We start from the raw sequence: 14,668 nt of genomic DNA on the forward strand, positions 1-14,668 counted from the left end.
ACGGTAGGTGACGACGGCAAAAGCTACCTCGCGCCGAGGGCGGATCTTCGAATACGACGGAGGGAGTAGCCGGACGTGCCCGCTACCCCCGGGGGCGTACGAGACCCGTCTCGTACGCCAGCACCACGGCCTGCACCCGGTCGCGCAGCCCCAGCTTCGTCAACACGTGCCCGACGTGGGTCTTGATCGTGGTCTCGCTCACCGACAGCTCCGCGGCGATCTCGGAGTTGGACAACCCCCGGGCGACCTGCACCAGCACCTCCCGCTCCCGCTCGGTGAGCGCGGCCAGCGAACGCGGCGGCGTGGCCGACGGGTCGGGCAGCACGTCCGCGAACCGGTCCAGCAGCCGCTTCAGGATGCGCGGCGCCACCACCGCCTCCCCGGCGGCCACCGTGCGGATCGCGGTGACCAGGTCCTCGGCGGGCACATCCTTCGCCAGGAAGCCGCTGGCCCCGGCGCGCAGCGCCCCCACCACGTACTCGTCGAGGTCGAAGGTGGTGAGGATCAACACACGCACCGGGAGGCGGGCGTCGACGATCGCGCGGGTCGCCGCCACCCCGTCCATCCGCGGCATCCGGATGTCCATCAGCACCACGTCTGGCAGCAGCCGGCGGGACAGATCCACCGCCTCCACGCCGTCACCGGCCTCCGCGACGACGTCCAGGTCCTCCTCGGCGCCCAGCACCATCCGGAAGCCGGTACGCAGCAGCGGCTGGTCGTCGACGAGCAGGACCCGTACCGGCCGGGCCGTCCGATCGGTCATGCCGCCCCCTGCTCACCCGTCACGCCGGCACCGGCCCCGGCTGCTCCACCGGAATCCTCGCGTGGACCCGGAACCCGCCGCCGGTCCGCGCGCCGGCCTGTAGGACACCACCGTAGAGGCCGACCCGCTCCCGCATGCCCACCAGACCGTGCCCCACGCCGCGGGAACCCGGAACCGGTCCCCGCCCGTCGTCGGTGACCTCCACCACCACGGCGGCCCCGTCGTAGCCGATACGCACCTCGGCGGTCGCCGCGCCGGCGTGCTTGAGCGCGTTGGTCAACGCCTCCTGCACGATCCGGTAGATCGCCAGCGCCACGCCCTCCTCCACCACGACCGGGTCACCGTCGACGCGCAGCGTCACCGGCAGGCCCGCCTCGCGTACCTGCTCGGTCAGGGTCTCGATGCCCGCGAGCCCCGGCTGGGGGGCGAGGTCGGCGTCCGGCTCCGCGTCGGTCCGCAGCACGTCCAGCAGCCGGCGCAGCTCCCGCAGGGTGGCCCGGCCGGTCTCCTCGATCGTGCCGATCACCTCGTCGGCCGCGTCCGGGTCCCGGCGCAGCACCCGCCGCGCCCCGGTGGCCAGCACACCCATCACGCTGACGTGGTGCGCCACCACGTCGTGCAGCTCGCGGGCGATTCGGCGCCGCTCGTCGGCGACCGCCTGCTCCGCGAGCGACCGCTGCCGCTCCTCGGCCACCCGGGCCCGCTCCCGCAGCGCCCGGTTGGCCGCCTGGCGGGCCTGCACCACCCGGCCCACCGCGTACGACAGCAGCCCCACGAGCAGGTTGTTCAGCACCAGCAGGGTCGGGCTGACGGCCAGCAGGCCGTCGACCGGTGCGACCACGTTGGCCACCGCCACCGGCACCCACAGCACTGCTGCGGCGGCCGCCGCCCGCCGGGCCTGCCACCGCGCCGCCACCGTGAAGGTCAGCACGGCGAACGTCAACCCCTGCACCCCGGCGCCCAGCCCGGTCACCGCCGGAAGCCCCAGCGTGGCCACCGCCGCGCCGATCGCCGGCCAGGGCGCCACCCGGCGCAGCACCAACGGCGCCGCGCACGCCACGCTCCAGGCCACCGTCACCGGCAGCGACCGCGACCAGAGCTCGCGCGGCGTGATCAGCGCGAACACCAGCTCCATCGCCACCAGGGCGGCGGCGAGCAGCGCGTCGGCGGCGAGCGGGCGCCGACGCAGAGGCACCCACACGCGCTCGGTCATACCGAGACGCTAGCCGCCTTCCGGCGGCGCTGATCGTCGTCGAAGACGAGCCCGATCTCCTCCCCGGGGAGGAGGCTCACTCGTCCGCCCCGGGCTGCGCGGGCCGCGATCGCGCGTCGAGCAGCGGGTCGGCGCTCGCCGCGTGCGCCGGAAACGGCGGGGGTGTGCCGCCGAAGCTCGGGCAGAGCGCCTGGTGGCTGCACCAGTCGCAGAGTCGGCTCGGCCGGGGCCGGAAGTCCTGCTGCGCGGTGGCCTGCTCGATCGCCCGCCACAACGCCACCACGGTCCGCTCGAACCGGACCAGCTCGTCGGCGTCGGGGGTGTAGTCGCAGACCTCGGCGTCGCGCAAATAGAGCAGACGCAGCACCCGCGGGACGACCCCCCGGGTACGCCACAGCACGAGCGCGTAGAACTTCAGCTGGAACAGGGCCCGCGCCTCGAACGCCTCACGCGGCGCGCCGCCGGTCTTGTAGTCGACCACCCGCAGCGCCCCGTCCGGCGCCACGTCGAGCCGGTCGAGGTAACCCCGGATCAGCAGCTCGTCGTCGACCACCGCCGAGATCAGGCTCTCCCGCTCGGCGGGCTCCAGCCGGCGCGGATCCTCCACCGCGAAGTAGCCCTCCAGCAGCCCCGCGGCCGACCGGAGGAACTCGGCGAGGGCGGCCGGGTCGCCGTCGGCGGGGAAGAGCCCGGCCAGCTCCGGCTGCTCGGTGACGAGCCGGTCCCACTGCGGGGCGACCAGGTCGCCGGCGGCGTCCGGATGCCGGCCGGCGGCGGGCAGGTCGAAGAGCCGCTCCAGCACCGCGTGCACCAGCGTGCCCCGGGCCTGCTCGACGGTGGGCCGCTCGGGCAGCCGGTCGATGCTGCGGAAGCGGTAGAGCAGGGGACAGGTCTTGAAATCCGCCGCCCGCGACGGGGACAACGACGCCCGCACTGTCGCCGGCGCCCCCGCCGTGGGCGTGGGCTGTCGGGTGGTCACCTGATCCGCCGTCATGTCCGGAAGATTAGGGCACCGGTGTGACACCTCCCGCGCCCGCCGTGCCGCGCGCCGTCTCAGGTGCAGTCCGTAGCATCGACCCGATGGAGCAGACGTCCCGGCCCCGGCGCCGGCCCCTCGGCAGCCTCGCCCTGACCGTGGGACGGGTCTTCGGCGTGCCGCTGCGCCTCAACGCCTCCATGCTCCTGCTCGCCCTGCTGGTCACCGTCCTGTACGCCGAGTTCGCCCGCAATCAGCTCGCCCTGTCGCAGCTCAGCGGTTACGTCATCGGCGTCGGGTTCGTGGTCTCCCTGCTCGGCTCGGTGCTGCTGCACGAGCTCGGTCACGCGCTCACCGCCCGCCGCTACGGTATCGGCGTACGCGGGATCACCCTCGAACTGCTCGGCGGCTACACGGAGATGGACCGCGACGCCCCGTCCCCCCGCGTCGACCTGCTGGTGTCGCTCGCCGGCCCGGCGGTCTCCGCGGCCCTCGGCGCGGTCGCCGTCGTGGTCACCCTCGCCCTGCCCGACCACACCGTCGCCAACCAGCTCGCGTTCCAGCTGGCGGTGAGCAACGTGATCGTCGCGGTCTTCAACGCCCTGCCCGGCCTGCCGCTCGACGGCGGGCGGGCGCTGCGCGCCGCCGTCTGGGCGGTCACCCGCGACCGGCACCGGGGCACCGAGGTGGCCGGCTGGGTGGGCCGGATCGTGGCGGCCGGCACCGCGGCGCTGGTCGCCGTGCTCACCCTCACCCACCGGCTGGTCCCGCTGGCGCTGCCGCTGATGCTGCTGGTGGCGTTCACCCTCTGGCGCGGCGCCGGCCAGTCGATCCGGTACGCGAAGATCAGCCGGCGCTTCCCCCTGATCGACCTGGCCCGCCTGGCCCGACCGGTCTGGCCGGTGCCGACCGGCACCCCGCTCGCCGAGGCGCAGCGCCGAGCCGAGCACGCCCGGGCCGACGCGGCGTTGCTCGTCACCGACAGCACCGGTCGACCCGTCGGCCTGGTCGACCCGGCCGAGGTGGCGGCGGTGCCGGTCGAGCGTCGACCCTGGCTCGCCGTCGACGCGGTGTCCCGGCCGCTCGCCGCGCTGCCCACCCTTCCCCTCGGGCTCGACGGGGAACGCGTGATGGAGGCCGTGCAGACCCACCCGGGCGCACGGTACGTGGTGACCTCAGGCGAAGATGTCGTCGGCGTTCTGCACATCGCGGATCTCGCCCAGCTCCTCGAACCCGACCGGAAGATGAACACGTGAGCGCAACTCCCTCCGCCGCCCCCGGCACCCCGGTGCCCGCCGACCGCCCCGGGCCGGCCCCGGCGCGCCGAGGCCCCTTCCAGGTCGGCGACCGGGTGCAGCTGACCGACCCGAAGGGGCGGATGCACACCATCACCCTGGAGCCCGGCAAGGCCTTCCACACCCACCGCGGCATCCTCGACCACGACGCGCTCATCGGTCAGCCCGACGGCAGCGTGGTCACCACCACCGGCGGCGGCACCGCCTTCCTCGCCCTGCGCCCGCTGCTCGCCGACTACGTGCTCTCCATGCCCCGCGGCGCCCAGGTGATCTACCCGAAGGACTCGGCGCAGATCGTGGCGATGGGCGACATCTTCCCCGGCGCCAAGGTGCTCGAGGCCGGCGCGGGCTCCGGCGCGCTCAGCTGCTCGCTGCTGCGGGCGGTCGGCGCCGAGGGGGAGCTGCACTCGTTCGAGGTGCGCGAGGACTTCGCCGAGATCGCCCGCCGCAACGTGGAGTCCTTCTTCAACGGCCCGCACCCGGCCTGGAACCTGCACGTCGGCGACGTCGCCCAGTGTCAGGAGACCGGCTTCGACCGGATCATCCTCGACATGCTCACCCCCTGGGAGACCCTCGACATGGTCGAGCGGGCGCTGCTGCCCGGCGGGGTGTTCATCGGCTACGTGGCGACGACCCCGCAGCTCTCCGAACTGGTCGAGGCGCTGCGCGAGCGGGGCGGCTGGACCGAGCCCCGAGCCTGGGAGTCGCTGGTGCGCGACTGGCACGCCGAGGGCCTCGCCGTCCGCCCGGACCACCGGATGGTCGCCCACACCGCGTTCCTGGTCTCCGCCCGCAAGCTCGCTCCCGGCGTCACCGCGCCGCCGCGGCGACGCAAGCCGAGCAAGGGCACCGAGGCGTACGTGCAGCGCCGCCAGGTGCTGCGGGAGGCGGAGGCCGCCCGGCAGGCAGCTGCCCAGGCAGCGGTGACAGGTCCCGACGCAGCGGAGGAGATGGACACGCCGTGACGGGCGGCCCGGCATGAGTGCACGGTTGTTCCGTCCGCGAACGGTTCACGGGGGCGCCGACCAGAGGGAGGATGCGGCATGAGTAGCCCGGGCTACGGCGGCGGTGACCTGCCAGCGGTCTTCCCGGACTGGTCGCCGTACCAGGATCTGGAGTCGGCCGCGCGGGCCTACCTGCGGGACCCGGACATCGCCCTGGAGGCGTTCGGCGGGGTGCTGCGCGGCGCGTCGGTGCTCGGCTTCACGTTGGAACGGTTCGTCAACGAGGTCAACGGTGTCTGGCAGGAGGTCGTCGTCTGCGACGGCAGCCGGCTGATCCTCTGGCACGGCGAGGACGTGCCGCCGGGCGAGGGACCGCCCGGGTCGATGACCTCGTCGCTGCGGGTGGTGCCGGTCTCCACGGTCACCGAGGTCGGCTGCCGCCGCCGGCTCACCCGCGCCGACAACGGTACGGTCCGCGTCGACAGCATCGACGTCTACCTGCTGCTCACCTCGCTCGACGAGGCGCCGCCACCCGAGGAGGTGGTCGGCGGGCCCCGGCACGACGCGCTGCGGTTCGGCAAGACCCTCGACGACGGCGGCGCCGGGCAGATCGCCCGGCTGGAGGAGTTCGCCCGGCTGGTCGCCTCGGTCGTCGGCCGACCGATGCTCTGACCGCCCGGAGACCGGCCGATGCGCTGACCGGCCGGAGACCGGCCGATGCTCTCAGCGGCAGATACGAAGAGATGCCCGGCGGCACGCCGCCGGGCATCTCTTCGTATCTGCTCAGTCGGCGTCGGGACCGGCCACCTCGACGCCGTCGCCGGCGCGTACGACGTGGATGCACTCGCCCGGGCACTCCTTCGCCGAGTCGATCACCTCGAGGCGCAGGTGCTCCGGAACGTCGACGCGGCTGCCGGGGGCCTGCAACAGCTCACCGTCGGAGCCCTTGACGTAGGCCAGCCCGTCGACGTCGAACTCGAAGACCTCCGGCGCGTACTGCACGCAGAGCCCGTCGCCCGTGCAGAGATCCTGGTCCACCCAGACCTGAAGCTGGTCCGTCGCGACCTGCGCCACCGGCGCACCCCCCATGTTCTCCCGTCCCACGCCCCGACGGTACCCGAATGCCCGCAACGGTCCTGATGACCCACCCGTAGCGATCAAGGTTCAGTGACAGGGGCGTTGCGCGGGACCGAATCGGGCTCATAGCGGCTAGTGTTAGGGCAGAACGTTCAAGCCCCCCGGGGAGGTGGGACGTGGCACGCAGCGACGACGCGGACTCGCGCGCCGCACGGTGGGAGAAGGAGGCCCACGATCTCTCCACGCAGGTCGCGTTCCTTCAAGAGGAACTCGCCCTGGTGCGGCGCAAGTTGACCGAAGGCCCCCGACACGTCCGGCAGCTCGAGGAGCGGCTGGCCGCCACCCAGGCGCAGTTGGCGCGGCTGACCGAGAACAACGACCGGCTCGTGAGCACCCTCAAGGAGGCTCGCGCGCAGATCGTGACGCTCAAGGAGGAGATCGACCGCCTCGCCCAACCACCGAGCGGTTACGGAGTGTTCCTCGCCCGACACGACGACGGGACCGTCGACGTCTTCACCGGCGGCCGCAAGCTACGGGTCGCGGTGTCGCCGTCGTTGGACGTCGCCGAACTGCGGCGCGGCCAGGAGGTCCTGCTCAACGACGCGCTCAACATCGTCGACGCGTTCGGTTACGAGCGGGTCGGCGAGGTGGTCATGCTCAAGGAGGTGCTGGAGAGCCCCGGCGGCGGTCCCGGTGACCGGGCGCTGGTGGTTTCCCACTCCGACGAGGAGCGCATCGTGCACCTCGCCGAGAGCCTGATCGGGTCCTCGATCCGGGCCGGCGACTCGCTCATGATCGAGCCCCGTTCGGCGTACGCGTACGAGCGGATCCCGAAGAGCGAGGTCGAGGAGCTGGTCCTGGAGGAGGTGCCCGACGTCGACTACTCCGACATCGGTGGCCTCCAGTCGCAGATCGAGCAGATCCGCGACGCGGTGGAGCTGCCCTTCCTGCACGCCGACCTGTTCCGGGAGCACCAGCTCCGCCCGCCCAAGGGGATCCTGCTCTACGGCCCGCCCGGCTGCGGCAAGACGCTGATCGCCAAGGCGGTGGCCAACTCCCTGGCCAAGAAGATCGCCGAGCGGCGCGGCGAGGAGAAGCACACCAGCTTCTTCCTCAACATCAAGGGCCCCGAGCTGCTCAACAAGTACGTCGGTGAGACCGAGCGGCACATCCGGTTGATCTTCCAGCGGGCGCGGGAGAAGGCCGGCGAGGGCACCCCGGTGATCGTGTTCTTCGACGAGATGGACTCGGTCTTCCGTACCCGCGGCTCCGGTGTCTCCTCGGACGTCGAGAACACCATCGTTCCGCAGCTGCTCAGCGAGATCGACGGTGTGGAGGGCCTGGAGAACGTCATCGTCATCGGCGCCTCGAACCGCGAGGACATGATCGACCCGGCCATCCTGCGCCCCGGCCGGCTCGACGTGAAGATCAAGATCGAGCGGCCGGACGCCGAGGCGGCCAAGGACATCTTCTCCAAGTACATCCTCTCGGGTCTGCCGCTGCACGCCGACGACCTGACCGAGCACGGCGGTGACCCACAGGCCACCGTGGCGGCGATGATCGACGCGGTCGTGCTGCGGATGTACTCCGAGACCGAGGAGAACCGCTTCCTCGAGGTCACCTACGCCAACGGCGACAAGGAAGTCCTCTACTTCAAGGACTTCAACTCCGGCGCGATGATCCAGAACATCGTCGACCGGGGCAAGAAGATGGCCATCAAGGAGTTCCTCACCTCCAACCGCAAGGGACTGCGACTGCAGCACCTGCTCGACGCCTGCGTCGACGAGTTCCGGGAGAACGAGGACCTGCCCAATACCACCAACCCGGACGACTGGGCCCGCATCTCCGGCAAGAAGGGCGAGCGGATCGTCTACATCCGCACGCTCGTCTCCGGCGGCAAGGGCGCCGAGGCCGGACGGTCCATCGAGACCGCCAGCAACACCGGCCAGTACCTCTGACCGGCAGCGCGACACGACGGGGCTCGGGGTGGCGTACGCCCCGGGCCCCGTGGATCGCCGCGCCCGACCCCACCGCCACGTCCGCTCCCGGCCGGACCGCCTCGGCCCGCCGGGCCCGGCCGCGGCGCACCCTCCCCGCCATTTGCAGACGGCGCGACGTCTGGCACGCCCCCGTACGCCGTGTGGCCGACTACGCTCGACGGGACGGGGGACCGGACGGGCGAGCGGAGCGAGCAGGTCGATGAGCGTACGACGGATCATGGGCACCGAGGTCGAGTACGGCATCTCCGTGCCCGGTCAGGCCGGAGCCAACCCGATGGTGACCTCCTCGCAGGTGGTGAACGCCTACGGGGCGCGTCCGGAACTCAACCGCGGTGGCCGCGCCCGCTGGGACTACGAGGAGGAGTCGCCGCTGCGCGACGCCCGGGGCTTCACCTACTCCGGCGCCGCGTACGACCCCGCGGAGGCCCTCGCCGACGAGGACCTGGGGCTCGCCAACGTCATACTGACCAACGGTGCGCGCCTCTACGTCGACCACGCCCACCCGGAGTACTCCACTCCGGAGGTCACCAATCCGCTGGACGTGGTGCGCTGGGACAAGGCCGGCGAGCGTGTGATGGCCGAGGCGTCCCGGCGGGCGGCCACCATCCCCGGCACCCAGCCCATCCACCTCTACAAGAACAACACCGACAACAAGGGCGCCAGCTACGGCGCCCACGAGAACTACCTGATGCGGCGGCAGACGCCGTTCGCGGACATCGTCGCGTACCTGACCCCGTTCTTCGTCACCCGGCAGATCGTCTGCGGCGCCGGACGGGTGGGCATCGGCCAGGACGGCGGCCAGAACGGCTTCCAGATCTCCCAGCGGGCCGACTTCTTCGAGGTCGAGGTCGGGCTGGAGACCACCCTCAAGCGGCCGATCATCAACACCCGCGACGAGCCGCACGCGGACGCGGACAAGTACCGGCGGCTGCACGTCATCATCGGTGACGCCAACCTCTCCGAGATCTCCACCTACCTGAAGGTCGGCACCACCGCGCTGATCCTCACGATGATCGAGGAGAAGGCGCTCGGCCCCGACCTGGGCATCGCCGACCCGGTCAACGAGCTGCGCGCGGTCAGCCACGATCCGTCGCTCACCCACCTGATGCGGATGCGGGACGGGCGGCGGCTCACGGCGTTGGACGTGCAGTGGGCGTACTACGAGCGCGTGCGCTCCTTTGTCGACGACCGTTACGGCGACGATGTGGACGCCCAGACCGAGGACGTGCTGGCCCGCTGGGAGAGCGTGCTGGACCGGCTCGGGCGGGACGCGATGCTCTGCGCCGACGAGCTGGACTGGGTGGCGAAGCTGCGGCTGCTCCACGGCTACCAGGAGCGGGAGAAGCTCGGCTGGGGGGCGCACAAGCTCCAGCTGGTCGACCTGCAGTACTCCGACGTCCGGCCGGAGAAGGGCCTCTACCACCGCCTGGTCTCGCGGGGCGCGATGAAGACGCTGCTCAGCGACGAGGACACCCGCACCGCCATGACCGAGCCCCCGGAGGACACCCGGGCCTACTTCCGCGGCCGCTGCCTCGCCCAGTACGCCTCCGAGGTGGTCGCGGCGAGCTGGGACTCGGTCATCTTCGACGTGGGCCGGGAGTCGCTGGTACGGGTGCCGATGATGGAGCCGGAGCGGGGCACCCGTAAGCACGTCGGCGCCCTCTTCGACAGGTGTGCCTCTGCGAAGGACCTGCTGGAGACGCTGACCGGCGGCTGACCCGGATCGCGGCCGAGCCCGCTGCGCGTCGACTACGGCGCGCGGCGGGCTTTTCGTCGCCCGCGCGAGGTAAGTTTCTCGCAAGAGATCGTTGGAGGAGGCACCAGATGGCCACTCGTGACAGCGGCGGTCAGTCGCAGTCGGGCAAGTCCCGCCAGAACGAGGAGATCGAGGACGTCACCACCGAGGCGAACCCGGAGGTCGCCGAGCGGCACGCCGAGATCACCGAGGACGTCGACGACCTGCTCGACGAGATCGACTCCGTCCTCGAAGAGAACGCCGAGGAGTTTGTGAGAGGATACGTCCAGAAAGGGGGACAATAGGGGGTATGTCCGATTCGCCCGAGGCGACGGACAAGGTCTGTCCCCAGTGCGGTCAATCGCTTCCCGCGTCGGCGTTCCACCGCAACAAACGTCGGCCCGACGGGCTCGCGTTCTACTGTAAGACCTGCGCGGCCGCCCGCTCCGCGGCGAGCCGCCGTAAACGCGGGATCGCCGCACAGCGGACGACCGCCGCGCCGGTCGTGGATGGACTGAAGTGCTGCCCGGACTGCCAGCAGATCAAGCCGTTGGCGGACTTTCCACGGACCACCAATGCCAGCGGACGGCACAGCTACTGCAAGCCCTGCCACAACGCGCGGGGCCGTGAATCCAAGCAGCGGCTCTACGGCGGCAGTCGTGAATACCACCTGCGGCGGCGGTACGGCGTCGGGCAGAAGGAGTTCGATGAACTCCTGACCGAGCAAGGTGGGGTGTGCGCCGTCTGCGGTACCCCCGATCCGGAACATCTGGACCACGATCATCGCACCGGGTGGGTGCGCGGGATACTCTGCTTCAACTGCAACGGTGGTCTTGGCCAGTTCCGGGACAGTCCAGAGCGGCTGGCCAGGGCGATCACGTACCTGAGAGGAACCACGTGGCAGCGGGTTTTGATCCATCCGGGCGTCTACCAGATGTGTTCACCAACGCGGGGACGTCCTCCTTCACCTCGTTCCTGAGCAAGGTGGCACCCGAGATGCTGCCCGGCCGACGGCCGCTGCCCCCGGGCATGGCGGCCGACATGGCGCCGCACGCGACCACCATCGTGGCGATCTCCGCCGCCGGGGGCGTCGTGATGGCGGGCGACCGGCGGGCCACGATGGGCAACCTGATCGCCCAGCGGGACATCGAGAAGGTGCACCCGGCCGACGCGTACTCACTGGTCGGCATCGCCGGCACCGCCGGTATCGGCATCGAGCTGATGCGGCTGTTCCAGGTGGAGCTGGAGCACTACGAGAAGATCGAGGGCGCCATGCTCTCGCTCGACGGCAAGGCCAACCGGCTCGCCTCGATGATCCGGGGCAACCTCGGCGCCGCCATGCAGGGGCTCGCGGTGATCCCGCTCTTCGCCGGCTTCGATCTGGCCGCCGCCGACCCGGCGAGGGCCGGTCGGATCTTCAGCTTCGACGTGACCGGCGGCCCGTACGAGGAGACCGGCTACGACGCCATCGGCTCCGGCTCGTTGTTCGCCAAGTCCGCGCTCAAGAAGCGGTTCCGGGCCGGGCTGTCGATCGACGACGCCACCAAGCTCGCGGTCGAGGCGCTCTACGACGCCGCCGACGACGACACGGCTACCGGTGGTCCCGACCTGACCCGCCGCATCTACCCCGTGGTGATGACCGCGACCGCGGAGGGCACGCACCGGCTCACCGACGCCGAGACGGGGGCGATCGCGGAGGCCGTGGTCTCCGCCCGGATGGAGAACCCGGGCGGCTGACCGGCCGTCCGCAGTCGTCAGCAGTCGTTCCGCACAGCGCTAAGGAGAACCAGCCGCCGTGGCCATGCAGTTCTACGCCTCGCCCGAGCAGATCATGCGCGACCGCTCCGAGCTGGCCCGCAAGGGCATCGCCCGCGGGCGCAGCGCGGTGGTCCTGAGCTACGAGGGTGGGGTGCTCTTCGTCGCCGAGAACCTCTCCAGCGCCCTGCACAAGGTCAGTGAGATCTACGACCGGATCGGCTTCGCGGCCGTGGGCCGCTACAACGAGTTCGAGAACCTGCGCCGGGCCGGCGTGCGGATGGCCGACCTGAACGGGCTCTCCTACGACCGGCGCGACGTCACCGGCCGGGCGCTGGCGAACGCGTTCGCGCAGACCCTGGGCGCCATCTTCACCGAGCAGTCGAAGCCGTTCGAGGTGGAGATCTGCGTGGCGGAGGTCGGCGCGGCGCCCGACGACGACGAGCTCTACCGGCTCACGTACGACGGCTCGGTCAACGACGAGCCCGGCCGGATGGCCATGGGCGGCCAGGCGGAGGCGATCACCGGTGTGCTCAAGGCGGAGCACCGGGCGGACATGACGCTCGGCGAGGCGGTGAAGGTGGCCGTGAAGGCGCTGGGCAGCGTCGGCGGCGAGGGCGGCGCCGCCCGGACCATCGCCGCGAACCAGCTGGAGGTGGCGGTCCTCGACCGCCGCCGCATCGGCCGTACGTTCCGCCGGATCACCGGGGCGGCGCTGACGGCGTTGCTGGACGGTGGGGTGGCCGAGGAGCCGGCGGGTGGCCCGCAGACGCCGACGGCGCCGACGGGGGAGGCGCACAAGCCGACCACGTCCGCCGCCTCGGCAGATCTGGAGCGCCGGGAGTCCGAGGGCGAGTCCTGAGCGACGCCCGCGCCTGAGTCCGCGACGAGCCGCCGGCCCGGTCGACCGCCCTGCGGTCGGCTCGGCCGGCGGCTCGCCCGGTTTCGGCGGCCGGGGCGGCTTCGGCGGCGACGTGCGACCCGGCGGCGAAGTGGACGATCAGGGGTGGCGGTGCCAGGGTGCGGTAGCGGCTCGGCGCCGGTGAGCGGCCGCAGGTTCGACGCCGAGTCGAGGGGCGCGGCGCCGCCGGCGACGAGGGTCTGCGCGGCTGTCGAGGTGCCGGTCGGCCGGTGGCGCGGGGCCGGGTCCGCGGGTGGCGGTCCGGTGGGCGGCCGGCCGCGTGGGAAGGCCACGCTCTTGAGCGCTGCCCAATCCGGGCTTCGGGCGGCTAATGTCACACCATGGAGCGGCGAATCTTCGGCCTCGAGACCGAGTACGGCGTCACCTGCACCTACCGCGGACAGCGGCGGCTCTCCCCGGACGAGGTGGCCCGCTACCTCTTCCGCCGGGTCGTGTCCTGGGGCCGGTCCAGCAACGTGTTCCTGCGTAACGGGGCCCGGCTCTACCTGGACGTCGGATCCCACCCGGAGTACGCCACTCCGGAGTGCGACTCGGTGGTCGACCTGGTGGCCCACGACCGCGCCGGTGAGCGGATCCTCGAGGGGCTGCTCGTCGACGCGGAGAAGCGGCTGCACGACGAGGGCATCGCGGGTGAGATCTACCTGTTCAAGAACAACACCGATTCGGCCGGCAACTCGTACGGTTGCCACGAGAACTACCTGGTGTCCCGGCACGGCGAGTTCGGCCGGCTGGCCGACGTGCTGATCCCGTTCCTGGTCACCCGGCAGTTGATCTGTGGTGCGGGCAAGGTGCTGCAGACCCCGCGGGGCGCCGTCTACTGCCTCTCGCAGCGGGCCGAGCACATCTGGGAGGGGGTCTCCTCGGCGACGACGCGCAGCCGTCCCATCATCAACACCCGGGACGAGCCGCACGCCGACGCCGAGCGTTACCGCCGGCTACACGTGATCGTCGGCGACTCCAACATGAACGAGGTCACCACACTGCTCAAGGTCGGCTCCGCCGACATCGTGCTGCGGATGATCGAGGCCGGGGTGGTGATGCGGGACCTGTCGCTGGAGAACCCGATCCGGGCGATCCGCGAGGTGTCCCACGACATCACCGGGCGGCGCAAGGTGCGCCTCGCCTCCGGTAAGGAGATCAGCGCGCTGGAGATCCAGCAGGAGTACCTCTCCAGGGCGACCGAGTTCGTCGAGCGGCGTGGTGGCGACCAGACCGCCAAGCGGGTGGTGGAGCTGTGGGGTCGGGTGCTGGGGGCGGTGGAGACCGGCGACCTGGATCCGGTGGCCCGGGAGATCGACTGGGTGACGAAGCTGCGCCTGATCGAGCGTTACCAGCGCAAGCACGACCTGCCGCTGTCGCATCCGCGGGTGGCTCAGATGGACCTGGCCTACCACGACCTTCGTCGCGGCCGGGGCCTCTACGCGCTGCTGGAGCGGCGCGGCGACGTGGACCGGGTGGCGACGGATCCGGAGATCTTCGAGGCGAAGGAGACGCCGCCGCAGACGACCCGTGCCCGGCTGCGCGGGGAGTTCATCCGGCACGCGCAGGAGAAGCGGCGTGACTTCACCGTCGACTGGGTGCACCTGAAGCTCAACGACCAGGCGCAGCGCACCGTACTCTGCAAGGACCCGTTCCGGGCGTACGACGAGCGGGTCGAGCGGCTGATCGCCAGCATGTGAGCCCCGTGGAGGGGCCGGGCCGGCGGTGGCGCGCCGCCGGCCCGGACCGCCCGGTAGGCTGGCCGGGCCATGACGACATCCCCGGGCCCGCAGTCGGGCCGAGAGCCCACCGACAGTGGCCGGCAGCGCCAGAACTGGGTGGAGCGCCGCCGGACGAAGATCCGCGACGAGATCGAACGGAACCGGCGCGGTGAGTACAGAGTGCCGACGTGGGTGCTCGCGCTCGCGCTGCTGCTGATCGTCGGCGGCTGGCTCGCCCTGATCTTCCTCGTCTGAGCCGCACCGCGCCGCCTCCTCCCGCCTCCGTGG

15 protein-coding genes are annotated in these 14,668 nt (G+C 71.7%); 11 read left to right on the plus strand and 4 right to left on the minus strand.

From position 1 onward, the window contains the following. Positions 1 to 82 precede the first annotated feature (82 nt). The 3 genes from D7044_RS00405 to D7044_RS00415 all read right to left on the minus strand — a co-directional run bounded on the left by D7044_RS00405 (position 83) and on the right by D7044_RS00415 (position 2,970). Positions 83 to 763 carry a response regulator gene (locus D7044_RS00405; protein ID WP_120681472.1) on the minus strand — a complete coding sequence of 227 codons (681 nt, stop codon included), beginning with the start codon at positions 761 to 763 and terminating at the stop codon, positions 83 to 85. A 19-nt stretch (positions 764 to 782) separates the two neighbouring features. Next, positions 783 to 1,976 (minus strand): sensor histidine kinase, encoded by a 1,194-nt coding sequence (locus D7044_RS00410; protein WP_120687607.1) that lies wholly within the window; start codon positions 1,974 to 1,976, stop codon positions 783 to 785. Positions 1,977 to 2,052: 76 nt separating this feature from the next. Continuing rightward, positions 2,053 to 2,970 carry a RecB family exonuclease gene (locus tag D7044_RS00415; protein WP_120681476.1) on the minus strand — a complete coding sequence of 306 codons (918 nt, stop codon included), beginning with the start codon at positions 2,968 to 2,970 and terminating at the stop codon, positions 2,053 to 2,055. A gap of 182 nt (positions 2,971 to 3,152) precedes the next feature. Here D7044_RS00415 and D7044_RS00420 point away from each other — a divergent pair, with 182 nt between their 5' ends. From D7044_RS00420 to D7044_RS00430, 3 genes are all read left to right on the plus strand, one after another. Next, positions 3,153 to 4,208 carry a M50 family metallopeptidase gene (locus tag D7044_RS00420; RefSeq protein ID WP_233564851.1) on the plus strand — a complete coding sequence of 352 codons (1,056 nt, stop codon included), beginning with the start codon at positions 3,153 to 3,155 and terminating at the stop codon, positions 4,206 to 4,208. Continuing rightward, on the plus strand, positions 4,205 to 5,212 hold the full coding sequence (locus D7044_RS00425) for a tRNA (adenine-N1)-methyltransferase (RefSeq protein ID WP_305069447.1): 1,008 nt from the start codon (positions 4,205 to 4,207) through the stop codon (positions 5,210 to 5,212). The genes D7044_RS00420 and D7044_RS00425 overlap by 4 nt, the downstream gene beginning before the upstream one ends. Before the next feature lie 78 nt (positions 5,213 to 5,290). Next, a complete protein-coding gene (locus D7044_RS00430; RefSeq protein WP_120681482.1) occupies positions 5,291 to 5,863 on the plus strand; it encodes a hypothetical protein in 573 nt (190 codons plus the stop codon). A gap of 111 nt (positions 5,864 to 5,974) precedes the next feature. Here D7044_RS00430 and D7044_RS00435 read toward each other — a convergent pair whose 3' ends face one another. After that, positions 5,975 to 6,265, minus strand: a complete 291-nt coding sequence (locus tag D7044_RS00435; RefSeq protein WP_120681637.1) for a ferredoxin — start codon at positions 6,263 to 6,265, stop codon at positions 5,975 to 5,977. Between the two features lie 179 nt (positions 6,266 to 6,444). Here D7044_RS00435 and arc point away from each other — a divergent pair, with 179 nt between their 5' ends. The 8 genes from arc (at position 6,445) to D7044_RS00475 (ending at position 14,635) form a co-directional block, all read left to right on the plus strand. Next, positions 6,445 to 8,226, plus strand: a complete 1,782-nt coding sequence (arc, locus tag D7044_RS00440; protein WP_120681484.1) for a proteasome ATPase — start codon at positions 6,445 to 6,447, stop codon at positions 8,224 to 8,226. Between the two features lie 241 nt (positions 8,227 to 8,467). Next, the gene (dop, locus tag D7044_RS00445) at positions 8,468 to 9,985 is read left to right on the plus strand and encodes a depupylase/deamidase Dop (protein WP_120681486.1); all 1,518 of its coding nucleotides are present in this window, start codon (positions 8,468 to 8,470) and stop codon (positions 9,983 to 9,985) included. 107 nt (positions 9,986 to 10,092) lie between these two features. Further along, on the plus strand, positions 10,093 to 10,308 hold the full coding sequence (locus D7044_RS00450; protein WP_120681488.1) for a ubiquitin-like protein Pup: 216 nt from the start codon (positions 10,093 to 10,095) through the stop codon (positions 10,306 to 10,308). Positions 10,309 to 10,313: 5 nt separating this feature from the next. After that, positions 10,314 to 10,982, plus strand: coding sequence for an endonuclease VII domain-containing protein (locus D7044_RS00455; protein ID WP_120687610.1), 669 nt, complete (start codon positions 10,314 to 10,316; stop codon positions 10,980 to 10,982). Beyond that, on the plus strand, positions 10,901 to 11,740 hold the full coding sequence (gene prcB, locus D7044_RS00460) for a proteasome subunit beta (RefSeq protein WP_187398906.1): 840 nt from the start codon (positions 10,901 to 10,903) through the stop codon (positions 11,738 to 11,740). The genes D7044_RS00455 and prcB overlap by 82 nt, the downstream gene beginning before the upstream one ends. Positions 11,741 to 11,798: 58 nt before the next feature. Further along, positions 11,799 to 12,620 (plus strand): proteasome subunit alpha, encoded by an 822-nt coding sequence (prcA, locus tag D7044_RS00465; protein WP_120681495.1) that lies wholly within the window; start codon positions 11,799 to 11,801, stop codon positions 12,618 to 12,620. Positions 12,621 to 13,000: 380 nt separating this feature from the next. Beyond that, the gene (gene pafA / locus D7044_RS00470; protein WP_120681497.1) at positions 13,001 to 14,359 is read left to right on the plus strand and encodes a Pup--protein ligase; all 1,359 of its coding nucleotides are present in this window, start codon (positions 13,001 to 13,003) and stop codon (positions 14,357 to 14,359) included. Between the two features lie 69 nt (positions 14,360 to 14,428). Then, positions 14,429 to 14,635, plus strand: a complete 207-nt coding sequence (locus D7044_RS00475) for a hypothetical protein (RefSeq protein ID WP_120681499.1) — start codon at positions 14,429 to 14,431, stop codon at positions 14,633 to 14,635. Positions 14,636 to 14,668 lie beyond the last annotated feature (33 nt).

The sequence above is a fragment of the Micromonospora musae genome, assembly GCF_003626635.1.
GTDB lineage: Bacteria > Actinomycetota > Actinomycetes > Mycobacteriales > Micromonosporaceae > Micromonospora > Micromonospora musae.